The 19,783-nt window shown below is 58.9% G+C and carries 18 protein-coding genes; 6 read left to right on the top strand and 12 right to left on the bottom strand.

Translation table 11 applies throughout. From position 1 onward, the window contains the following. Positions 1–201: 201 nt before the first annotated feature. The 4 genes from infB to rimP all read right to left on the bottom strand — a co-directional run bounded on the left by infB (position 202) and on the right by rimP (position 5,160). Positions 202–3,042 (bottom strand): translation initiation factor IF-2, encoded by a 2,841-nt coding sequence (infB, locus tag MHK04_RS00910; RefSeq protein WP_239207591.1) that lies wholly within the window; start codon positions 3,040–3,042, stop codon positions 202–204. A gap of 106 nt (positions 3,043–3,148) precedes the next feature. Further along, positions 3,149–3,496 (bottom strand): YlxR family protein, encoded by a 348-nt coding sequence (locus MHK04_RS00905; protein WP_086587497.1) that lies wholly within the window; start codon positions 3,494–3,496, stop codon positions 3,149–3,151. Between the two features lie 84 nt (positions 3,497–3,580). Next, positions 3,581–4,597 carry a transcription termination factor NusA gene (gene nusA, locus MHK04_RS00900; protein ID WP_023021332.1) on the bottom strand — a complete coding sequence of 339 codons (1,017 nt, stop codon included), beginning with the start codon at positions 4,595–4,597 and terminating at the stop codon, positions 3,581–3,583. A 23-nt stretch (positions 4,598–4,620) separates the two neighbouring features. Then, entirely contained in the window at positions 4,621–5,160 is a 540-nt protein-coding gene (rimP, locus tag MHK04_RS00895; RefSeq protein WP_239207590.1) for a ribosome maturation factor RimP, read from the bottom strand. Positions 5,161–5,198: 38 nt separating this feature from the next. On the opposite strand from rimP, the gene MHK04_RS00890 reads away from it, so the two are divergent. After that, entirely contained in the window at positions 5,199–6,050 is an 852-nt protein-coding gene (locus tag MHK04_RS00890; protein WP_239207589.1) for a DUF4439 domain-containing protein, read from the top strand. Between the two features lie 169 nt (positions 6,051–6,219). Further along, positions 6,220–6,549 (top strand): transglycosylase family protein, encoded by a 330-nt coding sequence (locus MHK04_RS00885; RefSeq protein WP_239207588.1) that lies wholly within the window; start codon positions 6,220–6,222, stop codon positions 6,547–6,549. A gap of 126 nt (positions 6,550–6,675) precedes the next feature. Here the strand turns inward: MHK04_RS00885 and MHK04_RS00880 are convergent, their stop codons facing one another. Next, positions 6,676–7,038 carry a DoxX family protein gene (locus tag MHK04_RS00880; protein ID WP_239207587.1) on the bottom strand — a complete coding sequence of 121 codons (363 nt, stop codon included), beginning with the start codon at positions 7,036–7,038 and terminating at the stop codon, positions 6,676–6,678. Between the two features lie 40 nt (positions 7,039–7,078). Then, positions 7,079–8,848, bottom strand: coding sequence for a proline--tRNA ligase (locus tag MHK04_RS00875; RefSeq protein WP_239207586.1), 1,770 nt, complete (start codon positions 8,846–8,848; stop codon positions 7,079–7,081). Positions 8,849–8,879: 31 nt separating this feature from the next. On the opposite strand from MHK04_RS00875, the gene yaaA reads away from it, so the two are divergent. Further along, the gene (gene yaaA / locus MHK04_RS00870; RefSeq protein WP_239207585.1) at positions 8,880–9,602 is read left to right on the top strand and encodes a peroxide stress protein YaaA; all 723 of its coding nucleotides are present in this window, start codon (positions 8,880–8,882) and stop codon (positions 9,600–9,602) included. Positions 9,603–9,632: 30 nt separating this feature from the next. Here the strand turns inward: yaaA and MHK04_RS00865 are convergent, their stop codons facing one another. The 5 genes from MHK04_RS00865 to MHK04_RS00845 form a co-directional block, all read right to left on the bottom strand. Beyond that, entirely contained in the window at positions 9,633–10,946 is a 1,314-nt protein-coding gene (locus MHK04_RS00865) for a DUF4921 family protein (RefSeq protein WP_239207584.1), read from the bottom strand. 27 nt (positions 10,947–10,973) lie between these two features. Next, positions 10,974–11,726, bottom strand: a complete 753-nt coding sequence (locus MHK04_RS00860) for an ABC transporter permease (protein ID WP_023021324.1) — start codon at positions 11,724–11,726, stop codon at positions 10,974–10,976. A gap of 45 nt (positions 11,727–11,771) precedes the next feature. Beyond that, positions 11,772–12,671 carry an ABC transporter ATP-binding protein gene (locus tag MHK04_RS00855; RefSeq protein WP_208612429.1) on the bottom strand — a complete coding sequence of 300 codons (900 nt, stop codon included), beginning with the start codon at positions 12,669–12,671 and terminating at the stop codon, positions 11,772–11,774. A gap of 66 nt (positions 12,672–12,737) precedes the next feature. Further along, positions 12,738–13,481: a response regulator gene (locus MHK04_RS00850; RefSeq protein ID WP_239207583.1), complete on the bottom strand. Its 744-nt coding sequence runs from the start codon at positions 13,479–13,481 to the stop codon at positions 12,738–12,740. Continuing rightward, positions 13,474–14,658 (bottom strand): sensor histidine kinase, encoded by a 1,185-nt coding sequence (locus MHK04_RS00845; protein ID WP_239207582.1) that lies wholly within the window; start codon positions 14,656–14,658, stop codon positions 13,474–13,476. Before MHK04_RS00845 ends, MHK04_RS00850 begins: the two co-directional genes overlap by 8 nt. Before the next feature lie 67 nt (positions 14,659–14,725). Here MHK04_RS00845 and MHK04_RS00840 point away from each other — a divergent pair, with 67 nt between their 5' ends. After that, positions 14,726–15,547 carry a PhzF family protein gene (locus MHK04_RS00840; protein WP_239207581.1) on the top strand — a complete coding sequence of 274 codons (822 nt, stop codon included), beginning with the start codon at positions 14,726–14,728 and terminating at the stop codon, positions 15,545–15,547. After that, on the top strand, positions 15,548–16,903 hold the full coding sequence (locus MHK04_RS00835) for a protein adenylyltransferase SelO (protein ID WP_239207580.1): 1,356 nt from the start codon (positions 15,548–15,550) through the stop codon (positions 16,901–16,903). Positions 16,904–16,984: 81 nt separating this feature from the next. Here MHK04_RS00835 and mqo read toward each other — a convergent pair whose 3' ends face one another. Further along, positions 16,985–18,481 carry a malate dehydrogenase (quinone) gene (mqo, locus tag MHK04_RS00830; protein WP_023021318.1) on the bottom strand — a complete coding sequence of 499 codons (1,497 nt, stop codon included), beginning with the start codon at positions 18,479–18,481 and terminating at the stop codon, positions 16,985–16,987. A gap of 264 nt (positions 18,482–18,745) precedes the next feature. On the opposite strand from mqo, the gene MHK04_RS00825 reads away from it, so the two are divergent. Then, on the top strand, positions 18,746–19,777 hold the full coding sequence (locus tag MHK04_RS00825; RefSeq protein WP_239207579.1) for an alpha/beta hydrolase: 1,032 nt from the start codon (positions 18,746–18,748) through the stop codon (positions 19,775–19,777). Positions 19,778–19,783 lie beyond the last annotated feature (6 nt).

Below are 19,783 nucleotides of genomic sequence, written 5' to 3'. Positions count from 1 at the left end.
CAGTTTAGTGCGCAATACCGGACAATGAAAACCCGTACCGCTTGCACAGGTACGAAGTGGGCCATGCAAAATCATCGCTATAAACAAGCTGCTAAAGCAAAAGGCCCACTTCCACTCTCCCCAATCCTCCCCACCTGTGTGCTGGAAGCACATTCAGTGGAGAGACGGTAAGTGTAGAAGTGGGCCTTGCGGCGGCGTCATTTAGTCGCGCGGAACCTCGACCTCTTCGTAGGCCTGGATGATGTCGCCTACCTGGATATCCGGGTAAGAGAGCACCATACCGCACTCATAGCCGGCCTTGATCTCGGTTGCGTCGTCCTTCTCGTGACGCAGGGACTCAATCTTGGCGTCGGCAGTGATGACGTTGTTATCGCGCAGCAAGCGAACCTTGCCGTTGCGGACAACCTTGCCCTCGGTGACCATGCAGCCGGCGATGGTACCCACTGCGGAGGACTTAAACAGGGCACGGATCTCGGCCGCACCGGTGTCGCGTTCCTCGTAAATCGGCTTGAGCATGCCCTTAAGCGCAGCCTCGACCTCTTCGATGGCCTTGTAGATGATCGTGTAGTAACGAATATCCACGCCCTCTTGGGTGGCCATCTCCGTCGCCTTGCCTTCCGCACGAGTGTTGAAGGCAATGATAACGGCGTCGGAAGCCGCAGCCAGGGAGACGTTGGTCTCGGTCACAGCGCCCACACCACGGTCGATGATGTTGAGCTCGACTTCGTCCTCGGTCTTGATATCCAGCAGGGCGTCTTCCAGTGCCTCGACGGAACCGGCATTGTCGCCCTTGAGGATGAGGTTGAGGGTCGAAGTCTCCTGCAATACCTTGTCCAGATCCTCCAAGGAGACGCGCTTGCGCTGCTTGGCCTGCAGGGCAGAGCGCTTGCGGGCGTCACGCTGATTGGCAATCTGGCGGGCAACGCGGTCGTCTTCCACCACGAGCAGGTTATCGCCAGCGCCAGGCACACCAGACAGGCCTTGGACCTGAACCGGGCGGGATGGACCGGCCTCTTCGACGTCGCCGCCGAATTCATCGAGCATGCGGCGCACACGGCCGTGTGCATCGCCCACGACGATGGAATCGCCCACGTGCAAGGTACCGCGCTGGACAATGACGGTAGCAACCGGACCACGGCCGCGGTCGAGGTGTGCCTCAATTGCCACACCCTGTGCGTCCATATCTGGGTTAGCGGTCAGCTCCAAGGCCGCATCCGCGGTCAGGATGACGGACTCGAGCAGCTGATCGATGTTCTTACCCTGCTTCGCGGAGATGTCCACGAACATGGTGTCGCCACCGTATTCCTCCGGAACCAAGCCGTATTCGGTGAGCTGGCCACGGATCTTATCCGGCTGCGCTTCCGGCTTATCCACCTTGTTGACTGCCACGACTACCGGAATATCCGCAGCCTTGGCGTGGTTGATGGCCTCCACGGTCTGTGGCATGACGCCGTCATCGGCAGCAACCACGAGGATAGCCAAGTCGGTGGACTTAGCACCACGAGCACGCATGGCGGTAAAGGCCTCGTGACCCGGGGTATCCAGGAAGGTAATGGTGCGTTCGCCGTCCACGTCTACCGTGGTCTGGTATGCACCAATGCCCTGGGTGATGCCGCCTTCCTCGCGGGCGCCCTCGTTGGTCTTGCGGATGGCGTCCAGCAGGCGGGTCTTACCGTGGTCAACGTGACCCATGACGGAGACGACTGGAGGACGATTCTCCAGCGCTTCCTCGCCGCCTTCGTCCTCACCGAACTGCAGGTCGAAGGACTCGAGGAGCTCGCGGTCCTCATCCTCAGGGGAGACGACCTCGACGTTGTAGTTAATCTCAGAGCCGAGCAGCTGCAGCGTATCTTCCGATACCGAAGCGGTCGCCGTCACCATTTCGCCAAGGTTAAACAGCGCCTGCACCAGTGCTGCTGGATCCGCACCGATCTTCTCAGCGAAGTCCGAAAGGGAAGCGCCACGACGCAGGCGGACGGTCTTGCCCTTGCCATCTGGCAAGCGCACGCCGCCTACGACATGCTTCTGCTGCTCTTCGTACTCATGACGCTTCTGACGCTTAGACTTCTTGCCCTTGCGTGGAGCGCCACCTGGACGGCCGAATGCACCTGCGGTGCCACCGCGACGTCCGCCGCGTCCGCCGCCACGGAAACCGCCTGGACGGCCGCCACCTGGCCGACCGCCGCCTGGACCTCCGTGACCACCACGGCCACGGCCACCGCGTCCACCACCGCTCGGTGCCTTAGACGGCATCGATGCAGGGTTTGGATGGGAAGGCATCATGGCTGGGGATGGACGGCGACCGCCGCCACCCTGGCTATTGCCGCCCTGGCGGTTATTTCCGCCCTCGTTTTGGCCGCCGCGCTTGCCGCGGTTATCTGGCTTATTGCCGCCACGCGGGCCCTTAGAGCCGCCTGGACGTGGGCCCGGCCGGCTATCGCCGCCGCCCGTGGAGAACGGGTTATTGGCTACGCGGCGGGTACCGCCTGGCTTCGACATCGGGCGAGGCATGGAATTGCCTGGGGTCGGGCGCTCGCCCGACTTCTTGCCACCAGCCTGGCCGGGCTTAGGTGCGCCCTGGCCTGGCTTTGGTGCGGCAGGCTTGGCCCCCGGCTTCGGTGCAGCAGCCTTTGCCCCGGGCTTCGGTGCAGCCGACTGTGCGCCGGGCTTAGGAGCGCCCTGGCCTGGCTTTGGTGCGGCAGGCTTGGCCCCCGGCTTCGGAGCCTGTGCGCCTGGCTTCGGTGCGGCAGCCTTTGCCCCGGGCTTGGCCGCAGCGGACTGCGCCCCTGGCTTAGGAGCACTTGCCTTGGCAGTGCTCTTAGCAGCACCCTTGGCAGGCTTTTTGTCTTGCTTCTTCTCGGCGGACTCATCGCCACCGGACTGTGCTTCATAATGAGCTCGCATCTTCTTAACCACCGGCGGTTCGATGGTGGAAGAAGCAGTCTTTACAAACTCACCCTGTTCTTTCAGGGTGGCGAGCAGTTCCTTGCTGGTTACTCCGAGCTGCTTTGCTAGCTCGTGAACACGTAGCTTTCCGGGCACTTGTCTCCTCTTGGTATCGACTAGGAGCCAAGGCCACGGAAACTGGCCTGACCCCTAGTTAGGTTTGTTGGACGTTCATCGCTGATGCTTCATCGTTGTGCGCTCATCAGTGTTCGGTCTTCCTTTGTAACTCTGGTTTGTACGAATCTAACGCGGTGTCTTCCGCCTTAGTTACTTGTCCGCTCTGCGCTTCCAAGTATTGACGTACCTGACCTGTGTCCACGGGTGCGGACGTGCGAAGCGCGCGCTTGAAAGCACGTTTGCGCTCCGCCAGCTCGAGTGCAGAAAGGGTGGGGCTAATCCACGCCCCACGACCGGGAAGCCGGCGGTGGGGATCTGCTACCAGACGGCGGCCATGCGGATCATCTCGGTCGATAACCACTCGTAGCAAGTCCGTATCTGGCAGGCGGCGGCGAGTAGCGATGCAGGTCCGGAGTCTTAGCCTCTCAGACATTCAACTCCTTACTTTTCGCGTCGCCACTATGCCCCATTCTGCAACTGGGCCATTTACTAGACTACGCTACAACCGCGCAGATCCTTAATTAGCGTCAGCGTCCGAGTGAATATCAATCTTCCAACCGGTCAAACGAGCAGCTAGTCGGGCATTTTGCCCCTCTTTACCAATGGCCAGGGAGAGCTGGTAATCCGGCACTACCACACGGGCGACCTGTGCCTCGTTGTCCACGACGGTGACCTTAACCACCTTTGAGGGGGCTAGCGCATTGCCCACATAGACCGTGGGGTCCTCACTGAAGTCAATGATGTCAATCTTCTCACCGCCGAGCTGACGCATGATGTTGTTGACGCGCTGGCCGCGGGGCCCGATGCAAGCGCCCTTCGCGTTCAGGCCCTTCGCGTGGCCCACAACCGCCACCTTGGAGCGGTGACCCGCCTCGCGGGCGATAGCAATCATTTCTACGGTTTCATCGGCAACCTCTGGAACTTCCAGCTCGAAAAGGCCACGCACCAATTCAGGGTGGGTACGCGAGAGGTTGATCTGCACCTGGGCACCATTGCGATTCACGCCGACAACGTAGGCCTTAATGCGGTCACCGTGCTCCAGCTTTTCACCGGGAATCTGCTCGGCAGGCAGTAGAATGCCGTCCTGAGATTCCAGCTCAGAGCCCAACTGGACCACCACGATGCCGCGGGCATTAGCGCGGGCATCGCGCTGGACGATGCCACTGACCACGCGGCCGGTAAGCCCCGAGTAGGAATCATAGGTGCGCTCTGCCTCCGCCTCGCGCAACTTACGCAAGATGGCCTCGCGCACGGCCTGTGCGCCTACGCGGCCAAAGTTCTCTGGGGTGTCATCGTATTCGGTGGTTACTTCCCCAGTTTCCGGGTCGCGCTCCGAGACGATGACGCTGACTGCACCAGTGGTGGTATCGATATCGACGCGGGACTTGGCGCCTTCCACCTTGCCGCCAGCATTAGACTCGCGGTAATCCAGGTAGGAATACAACAAGGCACCCGCAATCGCTTCCAGCAAGTCCTTTACCGGGACGTTGCGTTCGGATTCGATGGTGCGAAGTGCCTGCAGATCAATATTCACTTGTCATTCCTCTCGGTTGCCGGTTAATTCTCGGCTTCTTCAAACGTCTTGTGCACTGCCTCTATTTCCTGTTCGGACGGCTGCGCAAATTCAATTTCTACCACTGCCCGGGCAATGTTTTCCAATCGCTCTGCGCGCGTCTGCACGTCCTTTTTATTTGCCGTGATGAGGATTACGGCATCGGCGGCGTCGTTAAGCGCGCCAATGCGAGCTGTCTGAGACTTGCCATCGCCAAGGTCGAAGGAAACCTTGCGCCCCCGATTGCGGCGCCAGTGGCGTGGGGCGGTCAACGGCAAATCCACTCCGGGGGTGGAAACCTCCAGGGTGTAGCCGGCACCGAAATTGAGCTCGCCTGCTTCTTCCTTGGCGTCAAAGAAAGCAGAAATCTCATTAGATACTTCCTCCAGCACGTCCGAGCTAGGGCGCTTATCACCATCAATACGGATAACCACCTGGGATTTCTTCCCCGCCTTGGTGGTCTTAATGTCTTCTACATCCAATCCCCGCTCAGCTAGCTTTGGCTGCAAGAGTTCGGTCAATTGTTGTGCATCTGGGAAAGCCATGCCCACTAGCCTACGTGCTACCGGGTACAGTCTTTTGCGTGAACCGCCGACGTATAGCTTTGATTCTCGTAGCCACAACCGCCACCCTGCCCGCCTTAACCGGGTGCCAGGCGGTTGATTCCGTCGTCGACTATTTCGGCCCCCGGCCGGAAAATAGGCTGCTCGCGCTTGCCGACGCCGCCGCAACCGACGCCCTTGCTTTAAACGGCGTCGACGATCACGCCGCGGAGATCCGCAGTTCCCAGGCCGATGCCCTCTATGCCGAAATTACGCGCCTCTGCGGTACCGACGATGCCGGCAATCCCCCACGCTCGTGTGAGGTAGAGCGCCCCACTAAAGCTAACCGCGCCGCGGATTCTTCCGAGGTTATGGAAAATGCCGCCTCTGCTACGACAGCGGCAGCCGATGAAGTCACCGTTGAATCGCGCACCCTGGTGACCGAGCAAGCCATCGCGCTCAATGCTTGGCTGCCAGGCGATGCTCCCGCTATCCCAGAACTTTCCCAACCAGAGCAAAAAAGTGCTGCCGATCTCCTTGCCTGGGAGTATGAGCAGGTTTATGCGCTGGATTTCGCCCGAGCCTACGTCGGCGCAGAGCACGAGGGCAACGTGGACCACCGCCTAGAGGTCCACCACCGCCGCATCGATGCCCTGCAGGAGGCCTTAGGCCGGTATGGCACCGTGCCGCAACCCGAGCCGGCTTATTCTTCCGGCGACCAAGAACTTCCCCATGATTCCGCATCTGCGCTGAACTTTTTAGGCGGCCTCGCCGAACAGGACGGCCGGAAATGGTCCGCCGCCGCTGCGCAGGCGGCGCAAGAAGAATCACCAGATCAAGACTGGATCACCTGGCTTATCGGCATCGCGGCCGAATCCCACGGCATGCGCTAGAACGCGACGCCTGTCTGTCAATCCCCTGAACGCCGGACAGTGAAAATGTAGCGAGCTCTACGACGCTATGCATTGCTTCTGCTCTACAAGTGTGCGTAGGTTGGTGCACCATGAGCTTGCAGGAGATACCGCGAGCCTAAAAGACACAAAGAGAAGGAGTTTCCTCTCAATGCGTTCTAAGAAGACCATTTTGACTGTATCCGCCGCCGCACTGGGCCTTGCTGGCCTTGCCGCCCCTGCCGCTACTGCCGCACCGGCTAGCGCTTGGGATCAGGTTGCTGCCTGCGAGTCCGGCGGTGACTGGCATATCAATACCGGAAACGGTTACCAGGGTGGCCTGCAGTTCAACGCGCAAACCTGGGCTGCCAATGGCGGCACCCAGTACGCTGCAACCGCTGACCAGGCAACGCGAGAGCAGCAGATTGCCGTGGCCGAAAACGTTTTGGCCGCCCAGGGCGCTGGCGCATGGCCTAACTGCGGCGGCCCAGTTGCCGGCTAAATCATAGGCTCCGGCACGAAAGAGAAAGCCGGCCCCTCCCCACCCTGCGGCGTTTCCGCGGGGTTGAGGACGGGGCCGGCTTTTCTGCTGCGTCTACCTAGCTAGCGCGCAGCAATGTCAATTCCTTTAAGCCTCATGCTTGGCGATATTCCAGGCATACATCATAAGCAGCACCTGCAGCGGCTGACGGATGATGTGGTAGAACTTTTTCGGCCATCCTGCCTTGCGCTCAATCCAGGCGTGGTACATATTGGCTGGCCATACAGCGGCAAAGAGCGCAAGCGCAGAAGCACCGCCGAACCCACGGGTAGCGCGGCGCCGCAGCAACGCGCCAGTGACTATCTCCCAGAGACCAGAAGCAAAGTTATAAAACCGTGCGGGGCCGGGCAGCTGCGGCGGAACGATGGATTCGAAAGTTTGCGCCTTCACAAAGTGCAATACGCCCATGGCGGAAAGCACCGTGGAAAGTCCATTCTTTTGGAAATTCATGCCTTCCACGGTACCCCGACGCGAATCATTGCGCGCTTCTCTAACCGCGAACCAGCTCAAGAATCTTGTCCACGATTTCCTCCGCTGGGACCTCTAGGGTCTCTCCGCCGCGGATGCGCAGCTCTATCTTGCCTTCCTTGAAGGCACGGCCCAGGACTGCCACAAATGGCATGCCTAGCAGCTCTGCATCCTTGAACTTCACGCCTGGGGAGACCTTCGGGCGGTCATCAAAAAGCACCTCGATCCCCTTGGCGGACAGCTCTTCCACCAATGTGTCGCCGGCCTCCATGGCTGCGGCGTCCTTATTAGCCACTGCCACATGGACCTGGTACGGCGCGACAGCTACCGGCCAGTTAAGGCCCTTGTCATCATGGCGCTGCTCGGCTAGCACAGCCAGCATACGAGTGATGCCGATGCCATAAGACCCCATGGTGGGAACCGCACGCTTGCCGTTTTCATCCAAAATCTGGACGTCGAAGGCCTCGGTGTATTTGCGGCCCAGCTGGAAGATGTGGCCCAGCTCGATGCCGCGCTCCAAGGTCAACGTGCCCTGGTTATCCGGGGCAAGATCGCCTTCCTTGACCTCTGCGGCCTCAATGAACTCATCCACGGTGAAATCGCGGCCAGCCACGCAACCAACCACGTGGCGCTCGCTTGCGTCAGCGCCGGTAATCCACGCTGTGCCCTTGACCACGCGCGGATCGGCCAAGACTTTAATGTCATTGGCGTTCAATACGCGCGGTCCAACATAGCCCTTGACTAGGAAGTCATTGTCAGCAAAGTCCTTGTCCCCGGCCAATTCAAACTCCACCGGCTCGAGTGCAGCCTCGAGGCGCTTTTCATCCAGTTCACGATCGCCCGGGATGAGCACGGCGGCCAACTCGGACTCGCGCTTTTCGCTCTCAGCAGCTGGGTGGAAGAGCTTTACCATCATGCATTTGAGGGTGTCTGCGGCCGTTGCCTCGCGGCCGTCGATAGTAATGCCTGCTTGCTTTGCCCAGGAAACGAGTGAATCAATGCTCTCTGCATTCGGGGTGTCGTATTCCTGCGCCTCTGGCTGGCCCTCGATGTCCTTCTCCGCAGGTGCTGGGGTAACTACGGCTTCCACGTTGGCAGCATAATCGCCTTCAGTAGAGCGCACGAAGGTATCTTCACCGACTTCAGAGACGGCGAGGAACTCCTCCGAGGCAGAACCACCCATCGCGCCAGAGGTGGCCTTACAAATGGCGTAATCAATCTCTAGACGGTTGAAAATATTTTGATACGCCTTCCGGTGGCGGCCATAGGACTCATCCAATCCTTCATCGGTCATGTCGAAGGAGTATGAGTCCTTCATGGTGAACTCGCGGCCGCGCAGCACACCGGCGCGGGGGCGTTCCTCATCGCGATACTTGGTCTGAATCTGATACAGCGTAACCGGAAAATCCTTATAAGAGGAGTACATGTCCTTTACGGCGCTGGCAAACATCTCCTCGTGGGTAGGGCCGAGTAGCATGTCTGCGTTCTTGCGGTCCTTCAGGCGGAAGAGATTATCGCCGTATTCAACCCAACGGTTGGTCTTTTCATAAGGCTCGCGCGGCAACAAAGCAGGAAAAAGCATTTCCTGACCGCCAATAGCATCCATTTCCTGACGGACTACGTCTTCAATCTTGCGCAGCGTGCGCAGGCCCAACGGCAGCCAGGTATAAACGCCCGGCGCAACGCGGCGGACATAGCCGGCGCGTACGAGCAGCTTGTGGCTGGGGACCTCGGCATCAGCCGGGTCCTCACGAAGGGTTCGGAGAAATAGTTCAGAAAGGCGGGTAATCATGGTCAAAAATATACCCCGCTACTGTGTATATATGCTCATTATCCTCCCTCCTTCAGAAACTAAGGACCACGGCGGCACAGGACACGCGCTTGATTTCGCGCAGCTTTCCTTTCCGGGACTAAACGAAACCCGGCGCGAAATTGCAGCTGAGCTGCAGTCTCTTTCGGTAGATGAGGCAATGAAGGTGCTGAAACTCTCAGAAAAGCTGCGCGGTGAAGCCGAGTCCAACCAGGGTCTTTTTACCACCCCCACCATGCCGGCCGTGTTGCGTTATACCGGCGTGCTTTTTGATGCCCTAGACGCTCCCACCCTCCCCACATGGGATCGCCTTGCCATTGGCGACGCCCTTTTTGGCATCCTCCGCGCCAGCGATCCCATCCCCCATTACCGGCTTTCGGGCGGGACAAAACTTAACGGCCGCACCATGAAATCGCACTGGGGCAAGCAGATTACGCAGACTCTCGAGGGGGTAGACGAGCTTATTGTTGATCTGCGCTCGGGTACGTACCAACAATTGGGCCGGGTGAAAGACGCGGTAACGGTGCGGGTAGAAAGCGTGCAAGAAGATGGCTCGCGCAAGGTAGTCAGCCACTTTAATAAGCACTACAAGGGCCTCCTCGCCCGCGAGCTAGCGCTCTCTCCTGCCGATGCCTATAGCGCCGCCGACGTTGCTGCTATCGCGCGCGCCGCAGGTATGACCGTTGAAGAACCGCGGCCGGGTTCGTGCGAGCTCACGCTCCTGGTCAGGCGCTGAGCCGACCACCGTTTGCCCAGCGCGGTCTGTTTAGCGCAGCTGCGGGTTATATAGCAGGCTATTGCGTTGCACCGAGCACTCCGTCGCCACGCGTATTGAGCCGGAAACATGTCCGGATTCGCGCAGGGGGTAAAGCTGGCCTACTACCCTATCGCGCAGGTCCCAGGGCGAAATGGTGTTGAGGTAGATCTTGGTACCGCCTTCGAATCCAGCGAGCGTAGAAATACGTAACTTGATAAGAATGCGCCATGGTTGGGCAACATCGACGTCGGCGGGCTTGTGGTGCCATTCCTCATTGCAGGGTACCTCGCGGCCTACTGCGGCGTGGGCAGCGTGGACTAGATCGCTCATGGCACGAATTTCTTCTTCCGACTGCAGCCACGGCTCGCAGGTTGCGGACTTGGAGTACACCTCCAATGTGGGATAACGGTGTCCGAAGCCGGCGAAGAGGACAGCATGGTCGTTTTCCGCGATGACGAGATTGCGGCTAGCGGCATAATCCACCGCCCACTCGTTGTACATGTTCATATTGCTGCGCAGCATCTGGACCTCTCGGTGAGAAGCCATACCGCGATCATCAATAGCAACGAGCTGCTTGTGCAGGTGCTCGAAGGAAGCACCGGCTGGCTGCAACCAGTTTTGGAAAGCCACCACGTACGGGGCGTAGCGGTTGCGCTCGTAGAGATCCCGCATGGCGTCGATAGTCAGCTGCATAAAGAGCAGGTGTTCTTCAGCGCTTAGCGTGCCCGAAGATGCCAACTGCGAGTCATCCTGTGCGCCGCGCTCAAAATGGCGGCCAGCCACGATGACGTCGTGACCGCCGGCGAAGAATCCAGCAGCCTGGTCCACCAGTTCTTCTTCGCTTGTCTCAGGCAAGTGCGCTGCTTTGCGCTTCGTGCGCACTATCTTGAGCACATGTTCCCGGCCGGCCGGATCGCTAAGGTAGTTGTCCATGCGCTGGCGGGTTTCGTCATCCATCTCAAAGCCGTAATTGGCATGCCAATAGTCATAAGAGACGATTTCAAACAGATTGGGGATGCGCCGAAAGGCCGGCACTGTATGATCGTATTCCTGCAAGGGCAATCCACGCACAATCCCGCCGGAAGGCAGAATGCGTGCCTTTTCCGGCGGGGTATCGGTCAAGCGCCCAGAGCAAAAGGCGCAGCGATGGCTAAAGTCTTCCTCTTGCAGTGGCTGCAGGTTAGCTACTGGTACAGACAGCGGGCGGTTACCACGCCCTGGCACGGTCCACACCTCGGTCCCGGAGAACGGGTTGACCTGCTTGACCGTGCCATCCCGCATGGTTTGGATGGGTTCTATGCGGGAAAATAGTGCATCACTCATGCCCACTAGGGTAGTAACGCCTAGTACCTATTTCGCAACAGAGCGACGACGCGCCACCGCACAGGACCCACCAACGGTGAGCACGATCATCACGATTAGAACGACAGCGGCGACAGCTCGAGATTGCTCATCACCACTGCGGTTGGCGCCCATTACTAGCCCCCAAGCGTTGGCATCAGGTAGCACGCGGAGGATAGCCTTAGCCCAAGGAGCGCTAACGGCATCGAGGGCGGTTTCAATGACGAAATACTCTGCCACGAGAATCATCGCTGCGAATGCACCACTGCGCAAAAGGTAGGCCAAGCTGGTAGCTAACAGGATAAAGACAGTCCACTCAACGTAGGCAAGGATGAACCCATTGTTATCCGGCCAATGCATAAAGCTGTCAAAATTGAAATCACCTCCGAAGGCAGTAATCAACAGCGTGGCTACCACCATGCCCAGTGTGGCCGCGAGCAGTAGCGAAAAGGTGATGATGAAAAATTGGCTCAGCACTATACCTACGCGGCGATTTGATGAGAGGTATGACCATGAAACTGTTCCTTTACTTTGGTCGCCGCCTACCATCATGGCAGCAGCAAACACCATCACGACAATGGCGAGTGAACCGGAAATAGACACATCGACAGCCTCGAACTTGCCGTCGACCGTACCATTGAAGTCATTCGCCCAAGCCAACAAGACAGCGCCGGCAGCCATGCCAGCTGAAACTACGGCGAGGTATATCCAAGTAGAGCGGAGCGAAAATAGTTTCCGGGATTCAGAAATCAGAGCGTTCATGTGAATCTATCCTTTGCAGATGGAGCGTGTTGTGCAGGTGAAAAACTATGCAGAGCGGTAGGCCACGTGGTCGGCTGTCGCGCCGAGGTAGGCCTCTTCCAGGGAGGGCTGCTTGCGTTCCAAGCTGGAGATGAGAATGCGGTTATCCAGACAGATGCGGCCGATGTCGGAGCCTTCGAGACCGCGCACGCGCAGGACTTCCCCGTCAAAGGAGGTCTCCGCATCGGTGCCGTGCAACAGCCGCAGGAGTGCATCGGGCTGGTCCACAATCACTTCGAGGCTTGCGCCTCCCGTGCCATTGACAAACTCCTCCACGGTGCCCTCGCCCAGCAACTTGCCCTTGCCGATGACCACGAGGCGGTCTGCGGTGAGCTGCATCTCCGAAAGCAGGTGGGAGGAAACCAACACGGAGCAGCCGGCCTCGGCGAATTCGCGGATGCGGGCACGCATCCAGTGCACGCCTTCGGGGTCGAGGCCGTTGACAGGTTCGTCAAGAAGCAAGTGCTTCGGCTCGCCGATGAGCGCACAAGCAAGGCCCAGGCGCTGCTTCATGCCTAGCGAATAGCCGCCCACGCGCTTGGTGGCTACCTGGGTAAGGCCGACGCGGTCCAGGGTGTCATCCACGTGGTTCATGGACACGCCCTGCAACGCGGCCATGTAGCCCAGGTGAGCACGGGCGCTGCGGCCCGGGTGGAACCAGTTGGCGTCCAACAAGGTGCCCACCGTGGTAGCGGGATTGGACAGCCCGCGGAAGGGCGTGCCATCAAAAGTCGCGGTGCCGGAAGTCGGATTCTCCAACCCCACGCACATGCGCATGGTGGTGGACTTGCCAGAACCATTCGGTCCGAGGAAGCCGGTGACTTGACCGTCTGGGACCTCAAAGGAGAGGTCATCTACTGCTTTAAAGGAACGGAAATTCTTAGAAAGGTGTGAAACTTTGAGCATGGTTCCCATCGTGCCGCCTGACCAGCACGAAGTAACCATCCTCGGGAGTGATTTAGCAGGTCATACCTAGGGATGAGACAGCAGCTCCTCCACCGAGACCACGCCATGAGTTAGGGCGTAGAGCACGGCATGCACACGGTCGCGCGAGCTGGTCTTAGTAAGAATATGGCGCACGTGGGTCTTGACCGTGGCCATGGACACGAACTCGCACTCCGCGATTTCGGTATTCGAATACCCCAGTGCCATCAGCTTGAGGACGTCCAGCTCGCGTGGCGTGAGATCTTCGGCCGGAGGGGCGGTAGCTGCTGCCGCAACGGGGGTGGCATGTGAATCGGGCTGTGCTACAGACTGCTCGCTGCGCAGTTGTTGCAGCACCTGGGCGGTAATGCGCGGCGAGAGCACAGCCTCTCCCGAATACACGGTGCGAATGGCAGAAAGGAGCTCTTCGGGTTCTACATCTTTCAGCAGAAAACCGGAGGCCCCAGCGGAAATTGCTCCGTGGACAAAATTCTGGTCATCGAAGGTGGTTAGCATAATGACCTGGGTGTCTGGGAATTCCGGCAGCAGCCTTTCTGTGGCGGCGATGCCATTGACGCGGGCCATCTGTACATCCATAAGCACAATATCGGCAGGTCGCGCGCGGGCGAGGTCGAGGACTTCATCGCCATCGGATGCTTGCCAGATAACTTCTAAGTCCTCTTGGGAGCCAAGAAGCATGGCGAACCCGGCGCGCACGAGGGGCTGATCATCGACTAGGCCGATACGGATGGGGCCAGCGGGCGCACCTGTTGGCTGCTCAGGGTTAGTCATTGGGTACCTCCACGGTAATAAAGAAGTGTCCGTCCTCGGTGCGGGTAGCAACGCTGCCGCCATAGGCCTTGACACGCTCGCTCATTCCAATAAGTCCGTAGCCGGGCTTGTGATTATCCGGCATGCGTGCGGCCGGATTTTCGGCACTCAATACTAGGCCGTTTCCAATAGAGCGGAAGCGCAGCACTCCGCTTTTATCGCGGGAATGCTTGAGCATATTGGTCAAAATTTCTTGCACCACGCGGTAGACGGTGAATTGGTAGAGTTCGTCGCTTTCGGTCGGCAGGTCCTCCAGCCCGTGCACGGTGATATCGAAGCCGCTGCGGCGGGCTTCCGAGATGAGTCCTGCGATATCGCTGGCACCGGGTGCCTTGGTATCGGCGCGGGAATCACCATCTCGCAGCACGGAGAGCAAACCGCGCATCTGCTTGAGGGAATCGCGGGAGGTAGAGGCGATGGTTTCCAAGGCTTCTGTGGCCGCTGCGGGATTTTTGGCAGCGGCGAACCGGGCGCCGTCGGCAAGAGCAATAACGCCCGCTAAATTATGCGCCACGATGTCATGCATCTCGCGGGCAATGCGGTTGCGCTCAACCGCACCGGCCATTTCCGCGCGTTCTTTCAACAGTTGCTGGTCCTCGCGCTTTTTGCGGTCATTGGTGCCAAGCAAGAAGAAAAATCCCATGACCGGCCACGCAATGGCAATGACTGAGCCGAAAGCAGCCAGAGGGCCGATGCTGGCATCTTCCAGACCAAAGTCGATGCCATCTATGAGTCTCCGCCCATAAAGGTCCGCTGCAGTGGCCGCCAAGGTGCCTAAGGCAATCCACCCTATCCAGAACCGTTGTAAGCGCTTGGGTGAATGTGCGCCTATAAGAAATACGCAGTATGCCACTGGGAAGAAGTGAGCGTTACCCATGGCAGCCAGCGGGGTAAAGATACACACCGTTAGTGTTACTGCCATGAAGCCGATGGCGTATTCCTTGAGCTTGGGGTGTAGCCACAATGCTAGTGGAATACCGACTGCATAAAGCACGAGGACCAACTTCTGGAAAGGCGAGGATCTATCAATGGCGCCTTCTGCCGCTGGCACCGAAGAAACCCAGAAAAACAGTGGAATGACAATTCTCCACGGTGGGCCTACCCACGCTCGAAGTGCATCGGGCCATAGCTTCTTCATGGCTTTCTAGGCTAGCGCAGGCTCTAGGCCATAGTCCTCATCCCTGGGGCTGACTAGACTGGCTGGCATGCACCACGAGTTCTTTGAGGTCGATGTTTTTGCCACGGGTGCCTTTAATGGCAATGCCTTGGCGGTGATTGCGAGCGCCGACGGCCTAAGTACCGAGCAGATGCAAGCAATCGCGAACTGGACCAACTTTTCTGAGACTACCTTTTTGCTCGAACCTAACGACGCCCGCGCGGACTACCGCGTGCGCATTTTCACCCCGTACGAAGAGTTTGATTTTGCCGGCCACCCCACCTTGGGCAGCGCTGCCGCGTGGCGGGCGCTAGGCAATAACTCGCAGACAGAGGGAACCATCGTCCAAGAATGCGGCGTGGGCTTGGTAACCGTCCGCGAAGAGGGCGAAGTCTTGTCCTTTGCTACCCCGCCGCTGCACCGCGCAGAACCGCTAAGCCCGGCGGATCTAAAGGAGGCCTGCGGTGGACTGGGGCTAGATAGCGCGGATATTGTGGACCATGGCTGGGTGGACAATGGCCCGGGCTGGCGCCTGCTCCAATTGCGCGATGCCGAGGCGGTGCGTGCGGTTAAGCCCCATGGCGAGCGCCCCAAGGTCGGCGTAGTGGGCCTTAATCCCAACGCCGCAGAGGGCGAGTCGGCCTATGAGGTTCGGGCCTTTACCACGCAATTCGAAGACCCAGTCACCGGTTCTTTCAATGGCGGCGCCGCGCAGTTTATGCGCTCGCGAAACCTGGTGCCAACGCGTTATACCGCAACACAAGGCAGCCAGATAGGCCGAGCGGGCGAAGTATTTATCAACGATGACGGCACGGATATCTGGGTAGGCGGGCGCGCCCATATTCGCGTGCGCGGAACACTGGAGGTTTAAATGCAGCTACACCACGATTTTGCCCAACGCCTTCCCCACTTGGTTCGCCCTACCGAGGGCGAAGAGCAGCCGAACCCAGAGATGGTCATCCTAAACGAGGAACTGGCCAGGCAGTTGGGCTTTGACCCGGACTGGCTGCGCTCCTCCGAGGGAATCGAGTTCCTCACGGGTCGCGCGGGCGGACACGCCATGGCCTATTCTGGCTTCCAATTCGGTGCGTTTAATCCGCAGATGGGAGACGGCCGCGCCATGCTACTGGGAGAAGTGGAAAAAGACGGCCGGCTCTGGGATCTCCATGCCAAGGGAACTGGACTTACTCCCTTTTCCCGCCCGGGCTCCGATGGCCGCGGAACGCTTTCTTCCATGCTGCGTGAATATCTTGTTTCTGAAGCCATGCATGCCTTGGGTGTTCCCACCACCCGGGCGCTGGCGGTTATCTCCACCGGACGGCCCATTCAGCGCGGGCACGTGCAGCCAGCCGGCATTGTGGTACGCGTGGCAGCCAGCCATATCCGCGTCGGCACCTTTCACCTAGCCGCGCAGACGGATTACACCCGGCAGTTGGCCGACTATGCCATTGCTCGCCACTACCCTGGCGCGGACTACCAGGAATTTTTCACCCAGGTGATGGATGCGCAGATCCGCACCGTCTCCCGCTGGATGCGCTTGGGCTTTATCCACGGCGTGATGAATACGGATAACACCACCATCTCTGGCGAAACCATTGACTATGGCCCCTGCGCCTTCATGGAGGCCTATTCGCCCGCGACGGTCTTTTCCAGCATCGATAGGCAAGGCCGTTATGCCTTTGGCAATCAACCTTCCATCCTGGGATGGAACCTGGCCCGTTTGGCGGAATCCCTCCTGCCGCTATTTGATATGGACATGAAAAAGGCCATGGACTTTGCCCAAGAATCCATCAACGGCTTTACCGACCGCTTTGTGGACCAGCACAGGGCAGATTTAGCAAAGGCTTTGGATACCTCTCGAGAAGTCGCTTCTTCTTATGCGGCTGCCATGCAGCTCAACGGCCCAGATATCACGCTGGCTCACCGCGCTCTTGCCGACGCCGCCGCGGGCCACCCCTCCCACGCCCGCAAGCTCTTTGCCGAGGGAGACTTCTTGGACGACTACCTTGCGTCCTCTCCCGATCCTTCCCGTGTTGATAGCGCCATGCCGCGGGTTATCCCGCGCAACCTCGCCGTAGAATCCGCGCTGGATGCTGCCGAACGCGGGGAGTTGGGCCCGTATCAGGAGCTTCTCCACGCGGTCACCCACCCGTGGGAGCCCAACCCCTCATTCGAATCGCCGGATCCTAATGGTCTGGAGGGATACCTCACCTACTGCGGAACCTAGCTCCTGCCCACCTCTCCCAGAGCGAGTAAACCCCTGTACCGTCTCGGTGCGGTACAGGGGTTGTCTAGGAAGAAGCTGGTTCTAGCGGTCTAGCTTCAGGGTCTTCTGGGTGTACTCCCACATCTCGTCATAGAGCTTTTCATCGTTGCGCAGCTTGATGCCATAAGACGGAACCATCTCGCGGATCTTGTCCGCCCAATCAATCATGTGCTCGCCGAAGCAACGCTCCAACAGCTCCAGCATGACGGCCGGGGTAATGGATGCGCCCGGGGATGCACCGAGCAGGCCGGCGATATTGCCCTCCTGGTTATTAACCAGGGTGGTACCGAACTCGAGGGAGCCGAACTGCGGGGCGCCTGCAGGCTTGATCACCTGGACGCGCTGGCCGGCGATGACGGTCTCCCAGTCGCTTTCCTTTGCCTCCGGGACGTACTCGCGCAGGGTCTCCACGCGGTCGGAGAAGTTCTTGCGTACCTCGTCTACCAAGTACTTGGTCAGGCCGAACTCCTGGACGGCAACGCCAAGGTAAGAAGTGATGTTATCCGGGCGGATGGACTTAAATAGGTCCAGGTAGCTGCCCTTCTTCAGGAACTTCGGGCTCCAGCCGCCGTAGGGGCCGAATAGCAGGCCCTTCTCGCCGTCGATAACACGGGTATCCAGGTGAGGCACGGACATTGGCGGGGCGCCCACAGCAGCCTTACCGTAGACCTTCGCCTGGTGCTGCTCGATAAGCTCCGGGTTCTTGGAACGCAGCCACAGACCGGATACTGGGAAGCCTGCGTAACCGGCAACTTCCTTCACCTTGGCCTTGCGCAGCAGATCCAAGGCATAACCGCCAGCACCCACGAAGACGAACTTAGCCTTGACTACCGTGATGTCACCGGTGTGCTTGTTCTTGGAATAGACCTTCCAGGAAGAGCCATCGCGCTTGATGTCGATGACCTCATGTCCGTAGCGGATCTCGGTGCCGGAGGCCTTAGCCGCGGTCAGGAACTGCTTGGTCAGCGCGCCGAAGTTAACGTCAGTGCCGGCATCGGTCCAGGAGATGGCTACCTTATTGGAGAAATCACGGCCCTGCGCCATCAGGGGCAGCTTCTCCGCAAAGACAGAATCATCAGCGGAGAACTGCATGCCTGGGAACATGTGCTTCTCGCTCAAAACGTCATAGCGACGCTTAAGGTAGTCAACCTGGATTTCGCCCTGTGCGAAGGACACGTGCGGAACTGGGTTAATAAATTCGCTCGGGTCGGTCAGAATACCGTTGTTGAGCTGGTGAGACCAGAACTGGCGAGACTTCTGGAACTTCTCATTAATCCCCAGAGCCTTGGAGATATCAATGCGACCATTCTTCTCCGGGGTGTAGTTCAGCTCGCACAGTGCGGAGTGGCCGGTACCGGCGTTATTCCACGGGGAGGAGGACTCCAATGCGGGGCCGTCGAGACGCTCAAAGACCATCTGGGTCCAGCTAGGCTCCAGCTCGCGGAGCATTGCGCCCAAGGTGGCGCTCATGATGCCGGCACCAATAAGTGCTACGTCGACCTCGTCTACAACCTGTGCTGTCTTCTTAGCGGAGGACACTCTGTTATTACCTCTTCGAATTGAAAATAGATATCCATCGGCGCGGTCTACGCCTTGACTTATAGCGCTTAGCGCCCCGCGCCACCATCGTTGCACTAAGACAACCTGGCAGTGCGTCACGCGTTAAGGCCTTACTCTACGCTTTTCTTATGCAATTTGGGATTTCTCCCCCAGACCAGTGACAAAAATGTGGGAATTTCCGCCCCCACTATCTACACCCCAGCACCAGCACCATAAATCCTTTATTACACCTAGAATCGAGGCATGGTTACACACTCCCCGGTATGGGGCCCGGACAAACTCGGCCCCGACTATGAAGCTGCCACCATTGACTTAGGCGTCGACCCCGACGGCGAGGGCAACGTGGCCACCACGCTGGTGCACTACGCGCCCCAGCAGGCGGGCGATGCGGCACGCGAACCATCCGCTGCCTCATCGCGCCCAGCATTGGTGTGGCTACACGGTATGACCGACTATTTCTTCCACACCCACGTAGCCGAGCACTTTGCCGCCCAAGGTTATGACTTTTACGCTGTCGATCTGCGCAAGTGTGGTCGCTCGCGCCGCTCCGGCCAGTCATGGCACTATGTATCGGACTTGGCGTTCTACTTTGCTGACCTCACCGCTGCACTCGATGCCATCCCTAATGATGAGGTTATCTTCATCGCTCACTCCACCGGTGGCCTCATCGCCCCGCTATGGATGGATCATCTGCGCCGAACCGACTACGAACGCCACCAGCGCTTGAAGGGGCTCATCCTCAATAGCCCGTGGCTCGACATGATGGGCGTGCCCGGCCAGGTTCTTACCCCGCTCAAACCGCTGTTGTACGCACTTGGCCGCATCGTCCCCAGGACTCCCCTGCCCGGTGGCAACTTCACCGCCTACGGCGAGTCTGTTCACCAAGATTTCTACGGCGAGTGGGATTTTGACCTCCACTTTAAGCCACTGGCTGGCCATAAGAAGTATGTTGGCTGGCTAGCCGCAGTATTCCATGGCTTTGATGCCATCCATAGCGGTCGTATCGATGCCGGCGTACCAATTTTGACGCTGCAGTCCACTCGCACTCAACTGGGCCGGCCTTATTCCGATAGCGCGAACCACGCGGATGTCATCATCGACGTTGCCCAAACGCGCCGCTGGGCAAAGGAACTAAGCGCTCACTACACCTTGCACCCCATCAAGGGCGCTAGGCACGATGTTTTTCTATCCCTTCCGGATCCGCTGCAAGAGGCCTTCAACGCCTGCGATGAGTGGTTGCCCACCGTCTTAGATTCCGCTAAACCCGTCCAGTAATTTAAT

It is taken from the genome of Corynebacterium nasorum, from assembly GCF_022345765.1.
In the GTDB taxonomy this organism is placed as follows: Bacteria; Actinomycetota; Actinomycetes; order Mycobacteriales; family Mycobacteriaceae; genus Corynebacterium; species Corynebacterium kefirresidentii.
The sequence above is the reverse complement of the archived record's forward strand: the minus strand, read 5'-3'. Positions and strand labels throughout refer to the sequence as shown.

Coding starts and splice junctions, on each gene's coding strand:
- MHK04_RS00860 (WP_023021324.1), bottom strand. CDS start 11,726: ATGAACGCTCTGATTTCTGAATCCCGGAAACTATTTTCGCTCCGCTCT.
- MHK04_RS00840 (WP_239207581.1), top strand. CDS start 14,726: ATGCACCACGAGTTCTTTGAGGTCGATGTTTTTGCCACGGGTGCCTTT.
- MHK04_RS00825 (WP_239207579.1), top strand. CDS start 18,746: ATGGTTACACACTCCCCGGTATGGGGCCCGGACAAACTCGGCCCCGAC.
- MHK04_RS00855 (WP_208612429.1), bottom strand. CDS start 12,671: ATGCTCAAAGTTTCACACCTTTCTAAGAATTTCCGTTCCTTTAAAGCA.
- MHK04_RS00845 (WP_239207582.1), bottom strand. CDS start 14,658: ATGAAGAAGCTATGGCCCGATGCACTTCGAGCGTGGGTAGGCCCACCG.
- rimP (WP_239207590.1), bottom strand. CDS start 5,160: ATGGCTTTCCCAGATGCACAACAATTGACCGAACTCTTGCAGCCAAAG.
- MHK04_RS00865 (WP_239207584.1), bottom strand. CDS start 10,946: ATGAGTGATGCACTATTTTCCCGCATAGAACCCATCCAAACCATGCGG.
- MHK04_RS00885 (WP_239207588.1), top strand. CDS start 6,220: ATGCGTTCTAAGAAGACCATTTTGACTGTATCCGCCGCCGCACTGGGC.
- MHK04_RS00875 (WP_239207586.1), bottom strand. CDS start 8,848: ATGATTACCCGCCTTTCTGAACTATTTCTCCGAACCCTTCGTGAGGAC.
- yaaA (WP_239207585.1), top strand. CDS start 8,880: ATGCTCATTATCCTCCCTCCTTCAGAAACTAAGGACCACGGCGGCACA.
- MHK04_RS00850 (WP_239207583.1), bottom strand. CDS start 13,481: ATGACTAACCCTGAGCAGCCAACAGGTGCGCCCGCTGGCCCCATCCGT.
- MHK04_RS00880 (WP_239207587.1), bottom strand. CDS start 7,038: ATGAATTTCCAAAAGAATGGACTTTCCACGGTGCTTTCCGCCATGGGC.
- MHK04_RS00905 (WP_086587497.1), bottom strand. CDS start 3,496: ATGTCTGAGAGGCTAAGACTCCGGACCTGCATCGCTACTCGCCGCCGC.
- MHK04_RS00835 (WP_239207580.1), top strand. CDS start 15,548: ATGCAGCTACACCACGATTTTGCCCAACGCCTTCCCCACTTGGTTCGC.